General features: G+C 33.1%; 14 protein-coding genes. 8 read left to right on the top strand and 6 right to left on the bottom strand.

The annotated features are described in order from the left end of the window. Positions 1-93 precede the first annotated feature (93 nt). The 3 genes from BXU01_RS05125 to BXU01_RS05115 are packed head-to-tail and all read right to left on the bottom strand — an operon-like array spanning position 94 to position 3,418. On the bottom strand, positions 94-1,149 hold the full coding sequence (locus BXU01_RS05125) for a UDP-glucose--hexose-1-phosphate uridylyltransferase (RefSeq protein ID WP_083692018.1): 1,056 nt from the start codon (positions 1,147-1,149) through the stop codon (positions 94-96). 15 nt (positions 1,150-1,164) lie between these two features. After that, complete coding sequence (gene galK / locus BXU01_RS05120; RefSeq protein WP_083692017.1) at positions 1,165-2,325, bottom strand: galactokinase; 1,161 nt, start codon at positions 2,323-2,325, stop codon at positions 1,165-1,167. Between the two features lie 37 nt (positions 2,326-2,362). After that, positions 2,363-3,418: an aldose epimerase family protein gene (locus BXU01_RS05115; protein ID WP_083692016.1), complete on the bottom strand. Its 1,056-nt coding sequence runs from the start codon at positions 3,416-3,418 to the stop codon at positions 2,363-2,365. Positions 3,419-3,519: 101 nt separating this feature from the next. On the opposite strand from BXU01_RS05115, the gene BXU01_RS05110 reads away from it, so the two are divergent. Continuing rightward, the gene (locus BXU01_RS05110) at positions 3,520-4,518 is read left to right on the top strand and encodes a GntR family transcriptional regulator (RefSeq protein WP_083692015.1); all 999 of its coding nucleotides are present in this window, start codon (positions 3,520-3,522) and stop codon (positions 4,516-4,518) included. A gap of 213 nt (positions 4,519-4,731) precedes the next feature. Here the strand turns inward: BXU01_RS05110 and BXU01_RS05105 are convergent, their stop codons facing one another. Next, on the bottom strand, positions 4,732-5,421 hold the full coding sequence (locus tag BXU01_RS05105; protein WP_083692014.1) for an NUDIX domain-containing protein: 690 nt from the start codon (positions 5,419-5,421) through the stop codon (positions 4,732-4,734). 629 nt (positions 5,422-6,050) lie between these two features. On the opposite strand from BXU01_RS05105, the gene BXU01_RS05100 reads away from it, so the two are divergent. From BXU01_RS05100 to BXU01_RS05070, 7 genes are all read left to right on the top strand, one after another. Then, positions 6,051-7,598, top strand: a complete 1,548-nt coding sequence (locus tag BXU01_RS05100) for an alpha-N-arabinofuranosidase (RefSeq protein ID WP_083692013.1) — start codon at positions 6,051-6,053, stop codon at positions 7,596-7,598. 294 nt (positions 7,599-7,892) lie between these two features. Then, positions 7,893-9,584 (top strand): ribulokinase, encoded by a 1,692-nt coding sequence (locus BXU01_RS05095; RefSeq protein ID WP_083692012.1) that lies wholly within the window; start codon positions 7,893-7,895, stop codon positions 9,582-9,584. Further along, positions 9,568-10,269 carry an L-ribulose-5-phosphate 4-epimerase gene (locus tag BXU01_RS05090; RefSeq protein ID WP_083692011.1) on the top strand — a complete coding sequence of 234 codons (702 nt, stop codon included), beginning with the start codon at positions 9,568-9,570 and terminating at the stop codon, positions 10,267-10,269. The genes BXU01_RS05095 and BXU01_RS05090 overlap by 17 nt, the downstream gene beginning before the upstream one ends. Before the next feature lie 160 nt (positions 10,270-10,429). Continuing rightward, a complete protein-coding gene (gene araA, locus BXU01_RS05085; RefSeq protein WP_083692696.1) occupies positions 10,430-11,938 on the top strand; it encodes an L-arabinose isomerase in 1,509 nt (502 codons plus the stop codon). Between the two features lie 273 nt (positions 11,939-12,211). Then, positions 12,212-13,396 carry an aldose epimerase family protein gene (locus BXU01_RS05080; protein WP_083692010.1) on the top strand — a complete coding sequence of 395 codons (1,185 nt, stop codon included), beginning with the start codon at positions 12,212-12,214 and terminating at the stop codon, positions 13,394-13,396. Between the two features lie 226 nt (positions 13,397-13,622). After that, entirely contained in the window at positions 13,623-14,081 is a 459-nt protein-coding gene (locus BXU01_RS05075; RefSeq protein ID WP_083692009.1) for an OsmC family protein, read from the top strand. 217 nt (positions 14,082-14,298) lie between these two features. Next, positions 14,299-14,685, top strand: coding sequence for a helix-turn-helix domain-containing protein (locus BXU01_RS05070; protein WP_083692008.1), 387 nt, complete (start codon positions 14,299-14,301; stop codon positions 14,683-14,685). A gap of 142 nt (positions 14,686-14,827) precedes the next feature. Here BXU01_RS05070 and BXU01_RS05065 read toward each other — a convergent pair whose 3' ends face one another. Both BXU01_RS05065 and dinD read right to left on the bottom strand, forming a co-directional pair. Then, positions 14,828-15,928, bottom strand: coding sequence for a hypothetical protein (locus tag BXU01_RS05065; RefSeq protein WP_083692007.1), 1,101 nt, complete (start codon positions 15,926-15,928; stop codon positions 14,828-14,830). A 506-nt stretch (positions 15,929-16,434) separates the two neighbouring features. Then, the gene (gene dinD, locus BXU01_RS05060) at positions 16,435-17,274 is read right to left on the bottom strand and encodes a DNA damage-inducible protein D (RefSeq protein WP_083692006.1); all 840 of its coding nucleotides are present in this window, start codon (positions 17,272-17,274) and stop codon (positions 16,435-16,437) included. Positions 17,275-17,451 lie beyond the last annotated feature (177 nt).

The raw sequence follows: 17,451 nt of genomic DNA, 5'->3' as shown, positions 1-17,451 counted from the left end.
AAACACACTACAAACAAATGTGTTTTTCACATTTATTGACGGATTATTGTGTTAAATTTTAAGTAGTTATTTTACAAAGGCATATCTTTTGGTTTATTTAATATTTAATTTATAATGGACATCTGATTGCTCTCTTAAAATTTCTGCGCTTTTTTCAGGTGTAATATCACGTTGTGATTCTCCTAGCATTTCGTATCCAACCATAAATTTTTTCACAGTTGCTGAACGCAATAATGGCGGATAAAAATGCATATGAAAATGCCATTCAGGATGTTCCAATCCATCAGTTGGCGATTGGTGAATTCCGGATGAATAAGGGAATGATGTACCAAATAAGTTATCGTACTTAATTGTTAACTGTTTTAAGATTTTAGCAAAAGCTGTTGTTTCTTCGGCAGTAAAATCAGTAATTTTATTCAATGTTCTTTTGCTTATAATCATAGTTTCGTAAGGCCACGTTGCCCAGAAAGGAACTAAGGCTACAAAATGATCATTTTCGATAACAACACGATCGCCGGTTCTTAATTCAGCCTGAAGATAATCTTCAAGAAGCGTTCTGTTGTTTTTAACAAAATAAGATTTCAGGCTGTTTTGTGTTTTTTCGACTTGGGTTGGCAATGACGATTGCGCCCAAATTTGTCCATGTGGGTGCGGATTACTGCATCCCATAACACTGCCTTTATTTTCGAAAATCTGAACGTGATTAATATATTTTATATTTCCCAGATCAGTGTATTCTTTTTGCCAGGTCTTAATAATGTTTTCGATTCCGTCAATTTCCATTTCCGGTAAAGTAAGATCGTGTCTTGGCGAAAAACAAACGACTCTAGAGATTCCCTGTTCTGGTTTTGCTTTAAAAAAAGTATGTTTTATATCTTCTTCAAAAATAATTTCGTCTTGCTTCATGGCAGCAAAATCATTTTCAAATACAAAACTGCTTTCATAGTCAGGATTGTTTACTCCGTTTGCACGAACATTTCCGGGACACAAATAACAAGTTGCGTCATATTTTGGTAATGTTTCTTTTGCAATAGTTTCATTTTGTCCTTGCCACGGGCGTTTTGCACGATGAGGTGATACTAAAACCCATTCATTAAGTAAGGGATTAAAACGTCTGTGAGGATCTTCGTTAATGTCAAAATTTTTCATGTAATTGCTTGGGTATTAAAGTAGTGTTGTTCCGTTTGAGATTTTTACATCATAGAATTTTAATTCAATCCCAAATGTATCTAAATAAAGATTTGAAAACTTACGTTTTACCTCATTTTCTTGACCTTTTTTAATCAAATTGATCGTACAGCCACCAAAACCACCTCCCATTAGCCTGGAACCTATAATTGCATCATCGTCTTTTGCGGTATCTACAAGCATATCCAACTCGGCACAACTTACTTCATATTCCTGTGATAAACCATAATGCGTTTCAAAAAGCAATTGCCCTAAAACCGCTATATTTCCTTTGTCTAAAGCCTCACATGCTTTTATGACACGGCTTATTTCTTTTACAACATAATGTACTCTTTTAAAAACGGTCGCATCCATTTTATCCTGAATGCTTAAAAGCTGTTCTTCTGTACAATCCCTGAAACTTTTTATCTCGGGAAAATTAGTTGTAATTATTTTTAATCCTTGCTCACACTCAATTCTTCTCGTATTATATTCTGATGTAAAAAGGGAATGTTTTACATTACTGTCAAACAAAACCAGTGAATAATCTTTAAAATCAGCATTGTGATATTCGAAATCCAGCGTATTACAATCCAGTTTTATTACTTTATTTTCAAGACCATGAACACTCGAAAACTGGTCCATGATACCACAATTGATGCCAACCCAGTGTTCTGCTTTCTGACCTAATAATGAGATGTCCACTTTTTCGATTTTTAAATCAAAAAGTGATTTTATCCCATAAATCATTCCGCATTCTAAAGCTGCCGAAGATGATAATCCTGAACCTACCGGAATGTTACTGCTAAAAACACAATTGAAACCTTCAAATACAAATCCGTTATCTTGCAATTGTTTGATAACGCCTCTAATATAATTTGTCCAGACAACATCACTTAATTTAATTTCCTCTGTAAAATCAGCTTCGAATTCTTCGTTTAGATCGATAGCGATTATTTTAGATTTTGTAGTGTTGCTTTTTTCGAACGCAAAGCAAATTACTTTATCAATCGCTGCTGGCAAAACATAACCGTCATTATAATCAATATGTTCTCCAATAATGTTGATTCTTCCCGGAGAAAGCACCACTTTTTGAGGAGCTGATCCAAAAGATTTCTCAAAAAAAGCAGTAGTGTCTTGTATTAAAATGTCATTCATTATTTTGTAATTGAAATGGTATTATCTCTTTAATTGATTAGTTTATGTTTTCGAATTTATAAACTGTTTTTTGATGGTATGCTGAATCTTTCCTTAAAACCGAATTTGGAAAATGTTCATGATTTGGTGCATCCGGAAAATTCTGAGTTTCAAAACAAATTCCGCTTGACGAATGATAATTTGTATTTTCTTTTCCTTTTAATATGTCAAAACAATTTCCACCTACATATATATGTACGCTTGGCTGATCTGTATAAACGTTCATTTGCAAATTGTTTTTAGAGCTGTATAATCTTGCCACGACATCATTTGTTGGTTCAAGAACAAACGAGTTGTCTATTGATGACGGACATTTTTTTACGGTTCTAAAATCAAAATCATGATTGGTAAGAGCTGTAAAATTTCCGGTTGGAATATGGTCTTCGTTCGTTTCCAGAATCTTGTCAGAGTCAATATACATAGTCTGATCCAGAACGCTGGAATCGTGCCCATCAAGATTAAAATAACTGTGATGCGTTAGATTTATAACCGTATCTTCTGTAGTTGTTGCTTTATACTCCAGTTTTAATTCGTTTTGCTCTGTTAGCGTATAGGTTAAATCTACGTGTAATTCTCCCGGGAAATTTTCGTCTAGATTTTCACTTGAAAGACTGAATGTTATCGACGGATTTTCATTAGAAGTAATATTGGTAACATTCCACGCTTTTTTTCCAAAACCAACATTTCCACCATGTAAAGTATTTCCGTTATTATTAGTATTTAAATGAAATGTTTTATCATTTAATGTAAAAATACCTTTGTTTATTCTTCCTGCATAACGCCCCACAGTTGTACCTAAATAAGGGGAACTTGGTAAATTATACGAAGCTAAATAAGACTCTAATGAATCAAAACCTAAAACCACATCAACGAGATTACCATTTAAAACCGGAATTTTTAATGAAGTTACCGTTGCACCATAATTAATGAACTGAACTTTCATTCCGTTTTTATTTGATAATTCAAAAGAAAGAATTTCTTCGTTTTCAGGTGTCAAACCAAATAATTTAGATATAGATGTATCTTGAAAATGCGATATATGTTTTATTTTCATATTATTTTTACCAATAGTGAAATCCAAAAATAGAAACATTCTTCAGGTTTACATACCAGTACCTACCAGTTTTTTGTATATTGCGCAAAAATCTCTTTTTTATGAATATCATTTCTATTCAAAATAATATTGGTCTTCCAAAATATAAGCAGATAATTCTTTCAATAGAAAAAGCAATTGAGGAAGAAAAATTAGTAAAAGGCGATCGGCTTCCATCTGTCAATAAAGTTTGTCTGGCTTTTTCATTATCCCGGGATACGGTTTTATTAGGGTATGATGAACTTAAAAAAAGAGGTATTATTTATGCCATTCCAGGCAAAGGTTATTATGTTAAAAGCGTTGAAATCACTATAAAACAAAAGATTTTCTTATTGTTTGATGAGTTAAATAGTTTTAAGGAAGATATCTATAATTCGTTTTTGCAGCACATTGGAAAAAATGTTCAGGTCGATATTTTCTTTCATCATTTTAATGCTCCCGTTTTTGAGAAGCTTATAAATGACGCTAACGGAAATTATACAAAATACATCATTATGCCAACCAACTTAAACGATATAGTAAAATCTGTAAAAACCCTACCAGTAGGTGAAGTAATCATACTGGATCAGACAAATCCGGGTTTGAAAATGTATCCCGCGATTTATCAAAATCACGAAAAAGATATTTTTGAAGGTTTGCTTAAAGGGAAAACGAGATTGAATAAATACGAAAAACTAATTTTGATTTTTCCCGGATTCAGGGAACCACTCGGAATGAAAACAGGTTTTGAATCCTTTTGTAGAGAATATGATTTTGAGTATGAAATCATCACTGAATTTACAGATCGGGAAATTACTTCAGGAGATTTATATATTATACCAAATGATCGCGACCTGGTTCGTGTAATCGAAAAAGCAAGAGATCAAAACCTGAAATTAGGACTCAATTTTGGAATTATATCCTATAACGAAACACCATTAAAAAAAATCGTGGCAAGCGGAATCACAACAATTTCGACTCATTTTGAAACCATGGGAAAAATCCTGGCAGATATGGTTCTTAAAGGAAGAAAAGAACAAATAGAAAACAAATCATCTCTCACGATGCGTAATTCGCTATAATCAGCACATTTAAAATAGTTAAAGTGTAATCAAAATTTTTTTGTTTTTGTGAAATTATTTTACTTATATTTGTAAATGTAAATTTTACACTTATTTTTGGTTTAAGTGTAAGTAGCAAAAAATCTTTAAGTTAGATTTATTGTTTAGTTTTTTAATAGTAGTTTTATTGAAGAAAAAACCCTAAAAGTTTGTGGCTTTCAGGGTTTTGTTTTTTTATAGATTCAGAACAAAATCGTTCAGTAATTTTTCTTCGTATTTCTCTTTATTAAAAGTGTAGAGATAAGATCCTTTTCTGGAAGACTGCATATCTTTTTCTTCTAATTTATTTAAAATTTCAAGGGAATTTATTTTGCTGATAAAATTTCGTTTGTCTAATTCCTTGCTTAAAATTGCTTCATACAATTCTAACAATTGACGCATTGTAAATTTTTCCGGCAATAATTCAAAACCAATTGGTTTAATCGAAGTTCTGTAGCGAAGTCTTTTAATCGCATTTTGTACCATTTCGTCATGGTCAAAAATTAAGTTGGGAGCCTCAGAAATACTAAACCATTGCGCATGATAATTTTTGATTAGTTCTGCATTATGATTTTCAATATTGATTAAAGCATAATACGAAACTGATATTGTTCTTTCAACAGGATCACGATCAATATCACTATAAGCATATAATTGCTCCATATAAATATCATGTAAACCGGTATATGTATTTAGAATTCTAATCGCGGCATCATCCAATACTTCGTCACGTTTTAAAAATCCCCCAATCAAAGACCATTTTCCTTTTTCAGGTTCAAAGTCCCTCTTGATCAAAAGTATTTTTAAGCCTTCATTATCAAACCCAAAAATGATACAATCTACTGCTAACAAAACTTTATCTGCAGAGCTATAACTGTTTAGCATATTCAATTTTTTATTGGTAAATATATAAACTTCTTAATTCGTTTCACAACTATTAATGTGATTTTTACACTTAAAAAATGTAGCTATTTACAAAAGTACATCGAGAGTTGCGATTTAAATCCTACTCACAAAAGTAATAGTTTTTTTATGCTAAAATCACTATTAAACAGCTCATTTTTAACTTTTTTAAATATTTATTTCAGTTAAAAACTACTTTAGTGAAATTGTCATTTTAACCATTTCCTCTTTTGTCAAAAAAAATTTTACTAAAATAAAAAGCGTTTTTCTACGATCTCTTCAAAGTTTTATTTTACGATATACGCTGTTTTATTGCCTTATTTATATCATTTTTTGTTTTTGCATATTAATTTTATTTAAATTTACAAATGTGCAATCAACACTTATGATTTTGTATTTTTTATTGAACGAGCTTTAAAATACGAGTATAAAACTTGTTTTTAATTAGGATTAAGGAAGTTGTGTTGAGATTTATCTCTTGAATATTCCATCAGAAATGGCATTAATCCGGAATCTATCTAGAATTATCGTTATAAATTTTTATTAGAATTAACCTAACTATATCCTATCACAATCAGATTTCTGAGTGATACTAAAACCAAACCACACTTATGAAAAAAGCACTTTTCATCACCTTTCTATTTACGATTTGCAATCAGCTGGGTTTTGCTCAAAACCAAAGCATTGTTGTTACTTTAAAAAACACAGCAAACGCACCGATAATAAACAAAAACATCTACGGACATTTTGCAGAGCATTTAGGACGATCTGTTTATGGCGGTTTTTTTGTAGGCGATACATCAAAAATACCCAATACAAAAGGCGTTAGAAATGATATTATAAAAGCATTAAAAGACTTGAAAATCCCTAATTTAAGATGGCCCGGCGGTTGCTTTGCAGATACGTATCACTGGAAAGACGGAATTGGACCTCAGGAACAAAGACCAACGATTGTAAACAAATGGTGGGGCGGCGTAACAGAAGATAATAGTTTTGGTACGCATGATTTCCTGAATATGTGCGAATTGCTTGGCGCAGAACCTTATTTGTCCGGAAATGTAGGCAGCGGAACTGTGCAGGAATTGGCAGACTGGGTTCAGTATACCAATTTTAGCGGTAGAAGTCCAATGAGTGATTTGCGCAAAAAAAATGGCAGAACAGAGCCGTGGAAAGTTAAGTTTTGGGGAATAGGAAATGAAGCCTGGGGATGCGGTGGTAACATGACAGCAGAATATTATGCGGGAGAATACCGCAAGTTTGCCACATTCATGTCTGATTGGGAAAATACAGGTGGTTTTACCAGAATAGCTTCCGGATCGAATAGTGCTGATTATAATTGGACCGAAGTCCTGATGAAAAACATTCCGTTGAATATGCTTGGCGGAGTTGGCGTACATCATTATGCCGTAATAGACTGGGCTAAAAAAGGCGATGCTGTTGATTATACCGAAGATCAATATTTTAAAACCATGAAAGAAGCCCTGAAAATGGAAGAACTTGTTACCAAACACAGTGCGGTAATGGATAAGTACGATCCTGAGAAAAAAGTGGCAATTATGGTCGATGAATGGGGCGCTTGGTATGATGTGGAAAAAGGAACAAATCCCGGGTTTTTATACCAGCAAAATACTATGAGAGATGCAGTTCTGGCCGGCGCAACTTTAAATATATTCAACAATCATGCAGACAGGGTTCGTATGGCAAACCTGGCACAATGCGTGAATGTTTTGCAAGCAGTTATTCTAACAGATAAAGCAAAAATGATTACTACGCCCACTTATCATGTCATGAAAATGTACAATGTGCATCAGGATGCGACATTATTGCCGGTAAGTTTTCAGTCTCCGTTATATACTTTTAAGGGAGAAAATCTTCCGGCAGTTTCTGTTTCGGCTTCTAAAGATAAAACCGGATTGGTTCATATATCACTGGTCAATATTGATGCTAAAAATAAAAACAAACTAGAGATTGATGTAAAAGACCTCGGTGTTAAAAACTTTACCGCTACAGTTCTTACCGCTTCAAAATTGCAGGATTATAATTCATTTGATACGCCTGATAAAATTGTACCAACAGTTTTTAAAGGTTTCGAAAATAAAAAAGGAAAACTGGAAATTACAATTCCGCCTTTTTCAATAGTGGTTTTAGAGGGAAAATAAAATATGGTTTATGTTCTCTCTGCAATTAAAATTGATAAAAAACGCATGTTTGAGTAAATAAAGAAAGCCAAATTGAATATGAACTTACAGTGTATTATATCCAGTTTTGAACATAAAGATGAAATAATCGTAACAGAATAAATGTAAATTAAACGTTTGTTTTTTGTTTTTATGCTAAACTACTGTTTTGATGCATTATCTGTAAAAATTAAGTATACAATTTTTGTTAAGTGTTTTTTATACACTTATAAAATAATTATAATTATATTTGTCGTCATTAAAAATTAATTTCGAATGAAAAATTACGTTATAGGATTGGACTACGGAACAGATTCTGTTCGGGCGATGCTAATAGACACTGAAAATGGGCAAGAGCTGGCATCAAATGTTTCTCATTATAAAAGATGGAAAAACAAACAATATTGTGACGCAGCTGCAAATCAGTTTCGCCAACATCCTTTAGATCATATCGAAGGTTTAGAAATTACGATTCAAACCGTTATAAAAGAGAGTAAAGTAGATCCGTCATTAATAAAAGGAATTTGTATCGATACCACAGGATCTTCTCCTGTTCCGGTAACCAAAGAAGGAATTCCGCTTGCCTTGACAAAAGGTTTTGAGGAAAACCCGAACGCGATGATGGTTTTATGGAAAGATCATACCGCAATAAACGAAGCAAACGAAATCAACGAACTGGCAGTAAGCTGGGGCGGAGAAAACGTAACCAAATATGTAGGCGGAATTTACTCATCTGAATGGTTTTGGGCAAAAATCCTGCACATTGCCAGAGAAGATGAAGCAGTTCGAAATGCAGCACATACCTGGATGGAACATTGCGATTTAATGACGTATTTATTAATTGAAGATAAAGATTTAAAAACGTTTAAAAGAAGCCGTTGCGCCGCGGGACATAAAGCAATGTGGCACGAAGACTGGAACGGTTTACCTCCGGTAGAATTCTTAGAAAAACTACATCCTTATCTGGCAACACTTCGTGGTAATTTATATGATGAAACCTATACATCAGATTTAGTTGCCGGAAATCTAAGCCAGGAATGGGCAACTCGTTTAGGACTTTCTACAGAAACTGTTATAGCGGTAGGAACTTTTGATGCACACTCAGGAGCTGTTGGCGCCAAGATTGGAGAAAATACTTTAGTTCGCGTTATGGGAACTTCGACCTGCGATATTCTGGTAGGTTCAAAAGAAGAAGTAGGAACTAAAACAGTTCGCGGAATCTGTGGGCAAGTTGATGGTTCAGTAATTCCGGGTTATATTGGTTTAGAAGCCGGACAATCTGCTTTTGGAGATTTACTGGCTTGGTACAAAGAATTATTGCTTTGGCCAACAGATCATTTATTAACAGCTTCGACGGTTTTAAATGAAACTCAAAAAGAACAATTACGAGAAGAATTCAGCGATAAACTAATTGTAGAATTAACAAAAGAAGCAGAGAAAATTCCGGTTTCAGACAGTCTTCCAATTGCGTTGGACTGGATTAACGGACGCAGAACTCCGGATGCCAATCAGGAATTAAAAAGTGCTATTTCGAATTTATCATTAGGTACAAAAGCGCCACATATTTTTAAAGCTTTGGTAAACGCAATTTGTTTTGGAGCCAAGAAAATCGTCGATCGTTTTGAAGAAGAAGGCGTAAAAATCGACAGCGTTATAGGTATTGGCGGCGTTGCCCGTAAATCTCCTTTTATCATGCAGACTTTGGCAAACGTCCTGAACAAGCCTATTAAAATTGCAGCTTCAGATCAGACTCCGGCTTTGGGCGCAGCAATTTATGCAGCAGTTGCAGCCGGGATTTATTCTAACGTAATCGAAGCAAGTCAAAAAATAGGAAGCGATTTTGACGGAGAATATTTTCCAGAATTAGATAAAGTAGCAGCATACAACAAATTGCTGATTGCCTATGATCAATTAAGCGCTTACGAAGATCCAACTATTAAAAAAGCACAACATGAGTTCTCTTTATAAAGATTTAAAACAGGAATGTTATGACGCCAACATGCAGTTAAAGGCATTGAATCTGGTCGTATATACTTTTGGGAATGTAAGTGCGGTAGACAGAAAAAATGGTGTTTTTGCCATTAAACCAAGCGGAGTTCCTTATGAAGATTTAAAACCGGAAGATATTGTTATTGTCGATTTTGATAATAATATTATCGAAGGAACAATGCGTCCGTCATCAGACACTAAAACGCATGCTTATTTATATAAAAACTGGCCAAATATTGGAGGTGTTGCACATACACACGCAACATATTCGGTGGCTTGGGCACAATCGCAAAGAGATATTCCAATTTTTGGGACAACACATGCAGATCACTTAACGGCAGATATTCCGTGCGCGCCGCCAATGGCAGATTCGCTTATCGAAGGAAACTATGAACACAATACCGGAATTCAGATTCTGGATTGTTTCAAAGAAAAAAAACTTTCGTATGAAGAAGTAGAAATGGTTCTGATAGGAAATCACGGTCCGTTTGCCTGGGGAAAAAACGCAGCAAAAGCAGTTTACAACAGTAAAGTTCTCGAAGTAGTTGCCGAAATGGCGTGCCTGACTTTGCAAATAAACCCAAACGCACCAAGACTAAAAGATTCCCTGATAAAAAAACATTACAACCGCAAACACGGAAAAGACTCGTATTACGGACAGTAGAGAAGATAAAAGAGTAAAGAACAAAGAGGCAAGATTTTAGACGTTTTCGAAACTTGAAACAAAGAAAACCTGAAACAAAAAAATAAAAATAACAATTTAAGATTTTCAGATTTCAACAACTTGAAACTTGAAACAAAGAAAACCTGAAACAAATAAAAACATGATAGATATATCTCAAAAAGAAGTATGGTTTGTAGTAGGAAGCCAGGAATTATACGGTGAAGAAACACTTAGAAAAGTGGCAGAACACTCGCAAATAATTGCAAAAGGATTAGACGGATCATCAAGCATTCCGGTAAAAGTGGTTTATAAAGATGTGGTAAAATCTCCTGCTCAAATTTTAGAGGTTTGTTTAGCGGCAAACTCTGCTAAAAACTGTATTGGGATTATTGCCTGGATGCATACTTTTTCTCCGGCAAAAATGTGGATTGGCGGTTTGAGTATTCTTAAAAAACCATTATGCCATTTGCATACACAATACAATGCAGAAATTCCGTGGGGAACTATCGACATGGATTTCATGAACCTGAACCAATCGGCACACGGAGATCGTGAGTTTGGTTTTATCATGTCCAGAATGCGCAAAAAACGCAAAGTGGTTGTAGGACATTGGGAGGATCAAAGAGTACAAAACAAATTGGGAATCTGGACAAGAGTTGCTCTTGGCTGGGATGAACTTCAGAACTTAAAAGTTGCCCGTATTGGTGATAATATGCGTGAAGTTGCCGTTACCGAAGGTGATAAAGTTGAGGCTCAGATTCGTTTTGGGGTTTCGGTAAACGGTTACGATTCTTCAGATGTGACCAAACATATTGAAAAAGTTACAGACCAGCAATTGAATGATTTATTGGCGGTTTACGAATCTTCCTATTCTTTAACCGATTCTTTGAAAGAAGGTGGAGCGCAAAGAAGTTCATTAGCCGAAGCTGCAAAAATAGAACTGGGTTTAAGGGCTTTCCTTACCGAAGGTGGTTTTGGCGCGTTTACAGATACTTTTGAAAATCTTGGAGTTTGGAAACAACTTCCCGGAATTGCAACGCAAAGATTAATGGCAGATGGTTACGGTTTTGGTGGCGAAGGCGACTGGAAAACCGCTACAATGGTTCGTGTATTAAAAGTAATGAATACAGGTCTTGAAGGCGGAACATCGTTCATGGAAGATTATACGTATCATTTTACACCACAAAAATCATATGTTTTAGGATCACATATGTTAGAGATTTGTCCGTCTATTGCAGATGCAAAACCTTCTTGCGAAGTGCATCCGTTAGGAATTGGAGGCAAAGAAGATCCTGCACGTTTAGTGTTTAATTCGCCTGCCGGAGCTGCAATCAATGTTTCGTTGGTCGATATGGGCAATCGTTTTAGATTAATCGTGAACGAAGTCGAAGCCATTAAACCATTGGCAGATTTACCAAAATTACCGGTTGCCAGAGTTTTATGGGATTGTAAACCAAATCTGGATATTGCGGCAACTGCCTGGATTCTTGCCGGAGGAGCGCATCATACGGTTTACAGTCAGGCAATCACGACAGAATATATGGAGGATTTTGCAGATATTGCAGGAATCGAATTATTGGTTATCGACGAAAAAACTACCGTAAGAGATTTTAAAGATAAAATAAATGCAAACGAAGCGTATTATCATTTGTTTCAACACGGAATTTAAACTAAGATACTAAGGTTCTAAGTTGCTAAGATTCTAAGTTTTTGTTACTTTTAATTTGTTGAGTAAATTAGATGTAAAAATTACAACGCAGATAAAACGGATTGCTATCGCAAAACGCAGATAAAACAGATTTATAATTTAAAAATCGGTATAAATCCGCGTCTTCGTGATAACGAATCTGTTTTATCTGCGTTAAAATATTGCATTTATTAATTAAGCCAATGGATTATTATTAACATCTAACCTATACAAAAAACTTAAAAAATATCCTTTATGAATGTATTAAAACGTTGTGTTTTTGGAATTAGCCTTTTAAGTCTGGCTGCAATTTCGGTTCAATGCAAAAACGATAAAAAAATGGATGCTACAACAGTTTCTTCAAATGAAAAAGCTACGGTTACAATCGAAAAATCTTCTTATGGAACAACCGCTAAAGGAGAAAAAGTAGACAGCTATAAACTGAAAAACCAAAATGGGATGGAAGTAGACATCATCACTTTTGGCGGAAGAATTACAGATCTAAAAGTACCTAATAAAGAGGGTGTTTCTGAAAATGTGGTTATCGGCTTTAATTCTTTGGCACAATATGAAAAAGAAAATCCGTTTTTTGGAGCTTTGATTGGAAGATACGGAAACCGAATTGCTAAAGGAAAATTTACTCTGGACGAAAAAGAATATACATTAGCGATAAATAACGCACCAAATGCTTTGCACGGCGGACCACAAGGATATTTTAATGTTGTTTGGAAAGCAGATGAGGTAAAATCAGGAAATACGGCTTCTTTAAAATTATCGTATTTAAGCAAAGATTTAGAAGAAGGTTATCCCGGAAATCTTCAGGTTTTTGTAACGTATACTTTGACAAATGATAACCAATTAGAAGTGTTGTATGAAGCAACAACAGATAAAAAAACAGTTGTAAACCTTACGCAGCATTCTTATTTTAATTTATCCGGAGATTTCTCAAAAACAATCCTGGACCATGAACTGACTTTGAATGCAGATAAAATAGTTCCGGTTGATGCAACGCTTATTCCAACAGGAAAATTAGAAGATGTTGCCAATACACCTTTCGATTTTAGAAAACCTAAATTAATTGGAAAAGTCATCGAAGTCAAAAACGAACAATTAGAAAGAGGAAAAGGTTACGATCATTGCTGGGTATTGAACAATCCTGAAAAAGGAAAAACAATTATTGCAAAAGTATATCACGCTGCAAGCGGAAGGGTTCTTGAAATGACGACAGACGAACCTGGAATTCAGTTTTACTCTGGTAATTTCCTTGACGGAACTTTACCAACACGCAACGGCGGAACATATGCGCATAGAACAGGACTTTGTCTGGAAACAGAACATTATCCGGATTCTCCAAACCAGAAAAATTTCCCGACAACGGTTTTAAACCCGGGAGAAAATTATAAAACGAAAACTACTTTTAAATTCTCAGTAAAAAAATAGTTTTACGTTTTGTTTACTAGTTCAATTCTCTAAGAAACCTCGTAAGTCATGCTTGCGAGGTTTTTTATTTGTTACTTCACTGTAATTAAAGTAAGTTTTTTAAATCGCGCAAAGCCGCAAAGTTTTTTGAGCTTTTTTTGTTTTCTTTGCGCCTCTGCGGCTTTGCGCGATTAATTCATTTACAGCTTATAAAATTCTTAATTTAGCAAGAGCAAACGAAAACAAAATGAAACATCTATTCAAAGCAGCAATAAACTGGACTTCAAAACAAAATCCACCAGATTCTACGAAGCGATTTTATAGTAAAAGTCATCAGGTTAAAATAGAAGGAAAACCTGTTTTAGAAGTTTCGGCAGCAAAAGCTTTCAAGGGGGATCCTGAATTATACAATCCCGAAGATTTGCTTTTAAGCAGTTTGGTTTCGTGCCATATGATGTCATATTTATACGTTTGTTCTCAAAACGGAATAGAAGTGCTGGAATATTCAGATAATGCCGAAGCAACGCTGGAAGTTTCCCCAAATGGAAGCGGACGTTTTGTTGCCGCAACATTATATCCTAAAGTAAAAATTTTAAATCCAGACCAGATTCAATTGGCTTTAGAGTTACATCAAAAAGCAAATGAATTGTGTTTTATTGCTAATTCCTGCAATTTTCCTGTCACGCATCATGCAAGTGTAGAATAAGTTTTGGTTGGCGGTTTTTTTTAAATTGAAAATCAAGACTTTGTCAATTGTTTTAATACAGGTTTTGATTGTTTTGTGTACGAAAAATGGTATTTTTGTGTAATTGCTTAAAATAATGAATAGAGCAACATGTATCAATCGTTTTTATCAGTATCGTAACCGACTGAGCTTGTTTTTTACCTATTGCTGTTATACACTTAATTATTATCTTTGAACTATGAGCACACTAACAAAAAATCATATAGGCCGAAAAATCAGCCGTATTCGTGAACTTCGTGATATGAAGCAAGAAGCTTTGGCACAAGCTTTAGGACTAAGTCAACAAACGGTTTCGGCTATTGAAAATAGTGAAACTATAGATGAAGAAAAACTTCAGGCAATTGCCGAAATTCTTGGCGTTTCGGTTGAAGGAATTAAAAATTTCTCTGAAGAAGCAGTTTTAAATATTATCGGAAATACATTAAATGAAGGTAGTGTCATTAATGGAAATGCATATAATTGTAATTTTAATCCGCTTGATAAAGTTATAGAACTTTATGAGCGTTTGGTTTTGGCTGAGAAAGAGAAAGTCGAATATTTGGAGAAGTTGTTGAAAGGGAAGTAAAATTCTTTTTTAATGTTAATATCTCTCATTAGAATAAAAGAAAGACTATCATGAAAATGATAGTCTTTCTTTTATATTAAAAAATCCATATTAAAAAATAGAAAATATAAGCCACACGTGTATTTATAATATATAAAAAAACTTACTTATCATTTGACTTATCAATTAAGACATTTTCTCCTATAGTTAATTTTCCATCAATTTTTTGAAGAAATGGGATTTGATTTATAAGCATTTCAAAATCCGATTGAGCAACAAATCCTTGTCCAATTAATTCTGTAAACAAATCACGACTATCTTTTAAAACTTCCAAACTAAGTTTTAAGTTTTCCAATTGTTTTCTTTTTACATCTTCCTCAGCTTGTTTAATGCTTAAAGCTCTTAAATACACAGAATCTAGATTAACACTCTGATCTAATTCATTCTGCAATATTTTTTTTTCAATATTTATTTTATTTTTTTCTTCTTTTATTTTTTCTTTCTCTTCATATTCTTTTTCTAATTTGCCAGATGCAAATTTCTTTGCTCCCTCTAATAATTCACACGCATCATCTTTTGCTTTTTTAGAATTAAAATAAGCTTTTAATGTAACTACTAATGATCCCTTTTTTATATCTTGTAATTCAATTTTAACTCCCTCTATTTTATTTAAAATTTCAATAAAGTGATAAATAAATTCTAACGGTTTATGACTGTCTGATGATTCAGTTTTAAAATTAAAAAAAATCTCACTTGATTCATAATATTGATCCTCCAATAAATCATTAATATCAGAATAATTAAATTCCAAACTTGTCAAACCTATAAATGCTGTTTTCTTTATGTTTTCTAATGAGGATAAATTTCCATTTAGATTATTACTAATAGACAATCTATTAGTCACATCAATAAGTTTGTTAAAAACATTGTCATGTTGGTAATGATATATACTATTATTGAGTGTTTGAAAAGTATTAAGTGCCAAACCTATCATTTCATTCGAATGATTATTAATTAAAATTGTGTTGTATTCTGATAATATTCTGCCAACATTACTCATAAGTAAAGAGTTAGATTGTAAACTTGACTCTGAAAGATCTTGAACATTTCTTTCAAGTTTTAGAATTAAACTTTCTAATCTTCTAGACTCTTCATTTGAAGTTTGGCCATTAAGATTTAATCTTTCAACTGTTGACATAAAATTGCCAAAAATATTATCATCAAAATTTTCGGATAAATCAAAATCAATTATTGTTTCTGTCATTTTTTTATTTTCTATTTATTATCGTTTTTTATTTACAACTCTAATTAAGGAATATTTTATTTTATAAAAGTAGAAACTAACAAAAATAAACTCGCATATTACAAAAACAGGTATTTATACGTGCTAAAAAACATCTTGTAAAGTAGTTTCTTCACAATAAGAAGCAATATTTCATAGAATTTTGCAATTAAGATTAGATGGAATCAAAAAAAACAACAAGTAAATTTAGATTAGCTAGAAAAAAATCTAACAATTTTGAAAATCATTTAAAAGATGATGAAAAACCTTTTAACATTATATCAAAATATTTAAGATAGTCAGATTCAACATTTATCATGAAATTTAATTATCAGAAACATTAACTTATTTAGAAAATGCCTTATAATGGTAAATAGACTAAAAAGAATATTTTAAAGAAACATTAAATGAATTAAAATTAATGGTTCGTTCACAAATTTCATTTTTGTTTTAAAATCAGAGTAACTTGTTTATATTTCACGAAGTTTTTATTTGTTTTTCTTTTTAGAATCTTTTAATACTTTTTTATCGTCACTATCCAACTTGCGTTGGATTTTTTTTACATCTTCAGCTGGAGGGAGATTTTCAGGAACAATTCCTCTTTGTGTAAGCATGTTTCTTACTGCTTTGTTATTTTCAATATGTTCATTTTCGATCTTGTTTTGGCCTTTTAAATCTTTACTCTGTACATTTAAACCAGTCATTTCTGCGGCTAAATCTTTAGCTTTGATACTTATTGTAGGCAAAAAATCAGCAACTGGTCTATTATCTGGAATTCCCATTTTCTTCTTCAGTTGTAATGTCGATAAACGAAACAATGCCTGATCTCCTTTAGAACGTATTATTCCAAAACCTTTATTATCTACACCTCGTTCAAATAATATTCCTGAAAGCTGTTTTTCAGTTTGAGTAAGTTTTTCTCTCGCTTTTACTCGTTCAAATTCCAACAAACGTTGCTCAATTACTTCTGCTCTTCGTGTTTGAACAGCAAAATAATTTTGAGCAAAAGCAATTTGTTCTTTACGACTGTCACCATTCTGAGCAATTAAATAGCAAGCATAACGAGTAAGAGCAATATCATCAATAAAATGCTGAGCACCTTTTCCTGCTTCTATCACCTTCCCGACCTCAGGAAAGTGATTATTAACATCTTCTCCTGCATTTGTACAAGCGTCTTTTGCTTTTTTAATTACCTTTTCAAAATTTTCCCATTTACTATAACCTAATAATTTTTGCAATTCTCTCGCACTCCAACATTCAACTCCTTCTATATCTGATGCGACTTCTTCAAATTGTCGAAAAAGATCTATAATTTCCTGACTTTTCATGCTTATTTATTTTGTGTATTTATATAATGTAAATTGGTAATCTATAGAATTGATACTATCTAACTTATAATTACTTTAAAAAGATATTTAATATATGTAATGATTTCAAATATACATTTTATCTAACGATTAATCCATTAAAACATTTTAACAAAAAAAACGCCACAATCCAAATTG

This window comes from [Flexibacter] sp. ATCC 35103, assembly GCF_001975985.1.
In the GTDB taxonomy this organism is placed as follows: Bacteria; Bacteroidota; Bacteroidia; order Flavobacteriales; family Flavobacteriaceae; genus Flavobacterium.
Note: the sequence above shows the minus strand (reverse complement) of the source record. Positions and strands in the feature narration are given on the sequence as shown.

What these genes read in the sequence shown, in the direction of transcription:
- BXU01_RS05125 (WP_083692018.1), bottom strand. Translation starts at nt 1,149, where the DNA reads ATGAAAAATTTTGACATTAACGAAGATCCTCACAGACGTTTTAATCCC.
- BXU01_RS05100 (WP_083692013.1), top strand. Translation starts at nt 6,051, where the DNA reads ATGAAAAAAGCACTTTTCATCACCTTTCTATTTACGATTTGCAATCAG.
- araA (WP_083692696.1), top strand. Translation starts at nt 10,430, where the DNA reads ATGATAGATATATCTCAAAAAGAAGTATGGTTTGTAGTAGGAAGCCAG.
- galK (WP_083692017.1), bottom strand. Translation starts at nt 2,325, where the DNA reads ATGAATGACATTTTAATACAAGACACTACTGCTTTTTTTGAGAAATCT.
- BXU01_RS05110 (WP_083692015.1), top strand. Translation starts at nt 3,520, where the DNA reads ATGAATATCATTTCTATTCAAAATAATATTGGTCTTCCAAAATATAAG.
- dinD (WP_083692006.1), bottom strand. Translation starts at nt 17,274, where the DNA reads ATGAAAAGTCAGGAAATTATAGATCTTTTTCGACAATTTGAAGAAGTC.
- BXU01_RS05095 (WP_083692012.1), top strand. Translation starts at nt 7,893, where the DNA reads ATGAAAAATTACGTTATAGGATTGGACTACGGAACAGATTCTGTTCGG.
- BXU01_RS05090 (WP_083692011.1), top strand. Translation starts at nt 9,568, where the DNA reads ATGAGTTCTCTTTATAAAGATTTAAAACAGGAATGTTATGACGCCAAC.
- BXU01_RS05070 (WP_083692008.1), top strand. Translation starts at nt 14,299, where the DNA reads ATGAGCACACTAACAAAAAATCATATAGGCCGAAAAATCAGCCGTATT.
- BXU01_RS05075 (WP_083692009.1), top strand. Translation starts at nt 13,623, where the DNA reads ATGAAACATCTATTCAAAGCAGCAATAAACTGGACTTCAAAACAAAAT.
- BXU01_RS05080 (WP_083692010.1), top strand. Translation starts at nt 12,212, where the DNA reads ATGAATGTATTAAAACGTTGTGTTTTTGGAATTAGCCTTTTAAGTCTG.
- BXU01_RS05105 (WP_083692014.1), bottom strand. Translation starts at nt 5,421, where the DNA reads ATGCTAAACAGTTATAGCTCTGCAGATAAAGTTTTGTTAGCAGTAGAT.
- BXU01_RS05065 (WP_083692007.1), bottom strand. Translation starts at nt 15,928, where the DNA reads ATGACAGAAACAATAATTGATTTTGATTTATCCGAAAATTTTGATGAT.
- BXU01_RS05115 (WP_083692016.1), bottom strand. Translation starts at nt 3,418, where the DNA reads ATGAAAATAAAACATATATCGCATTTTCAAGATACATCTATATCTAAA.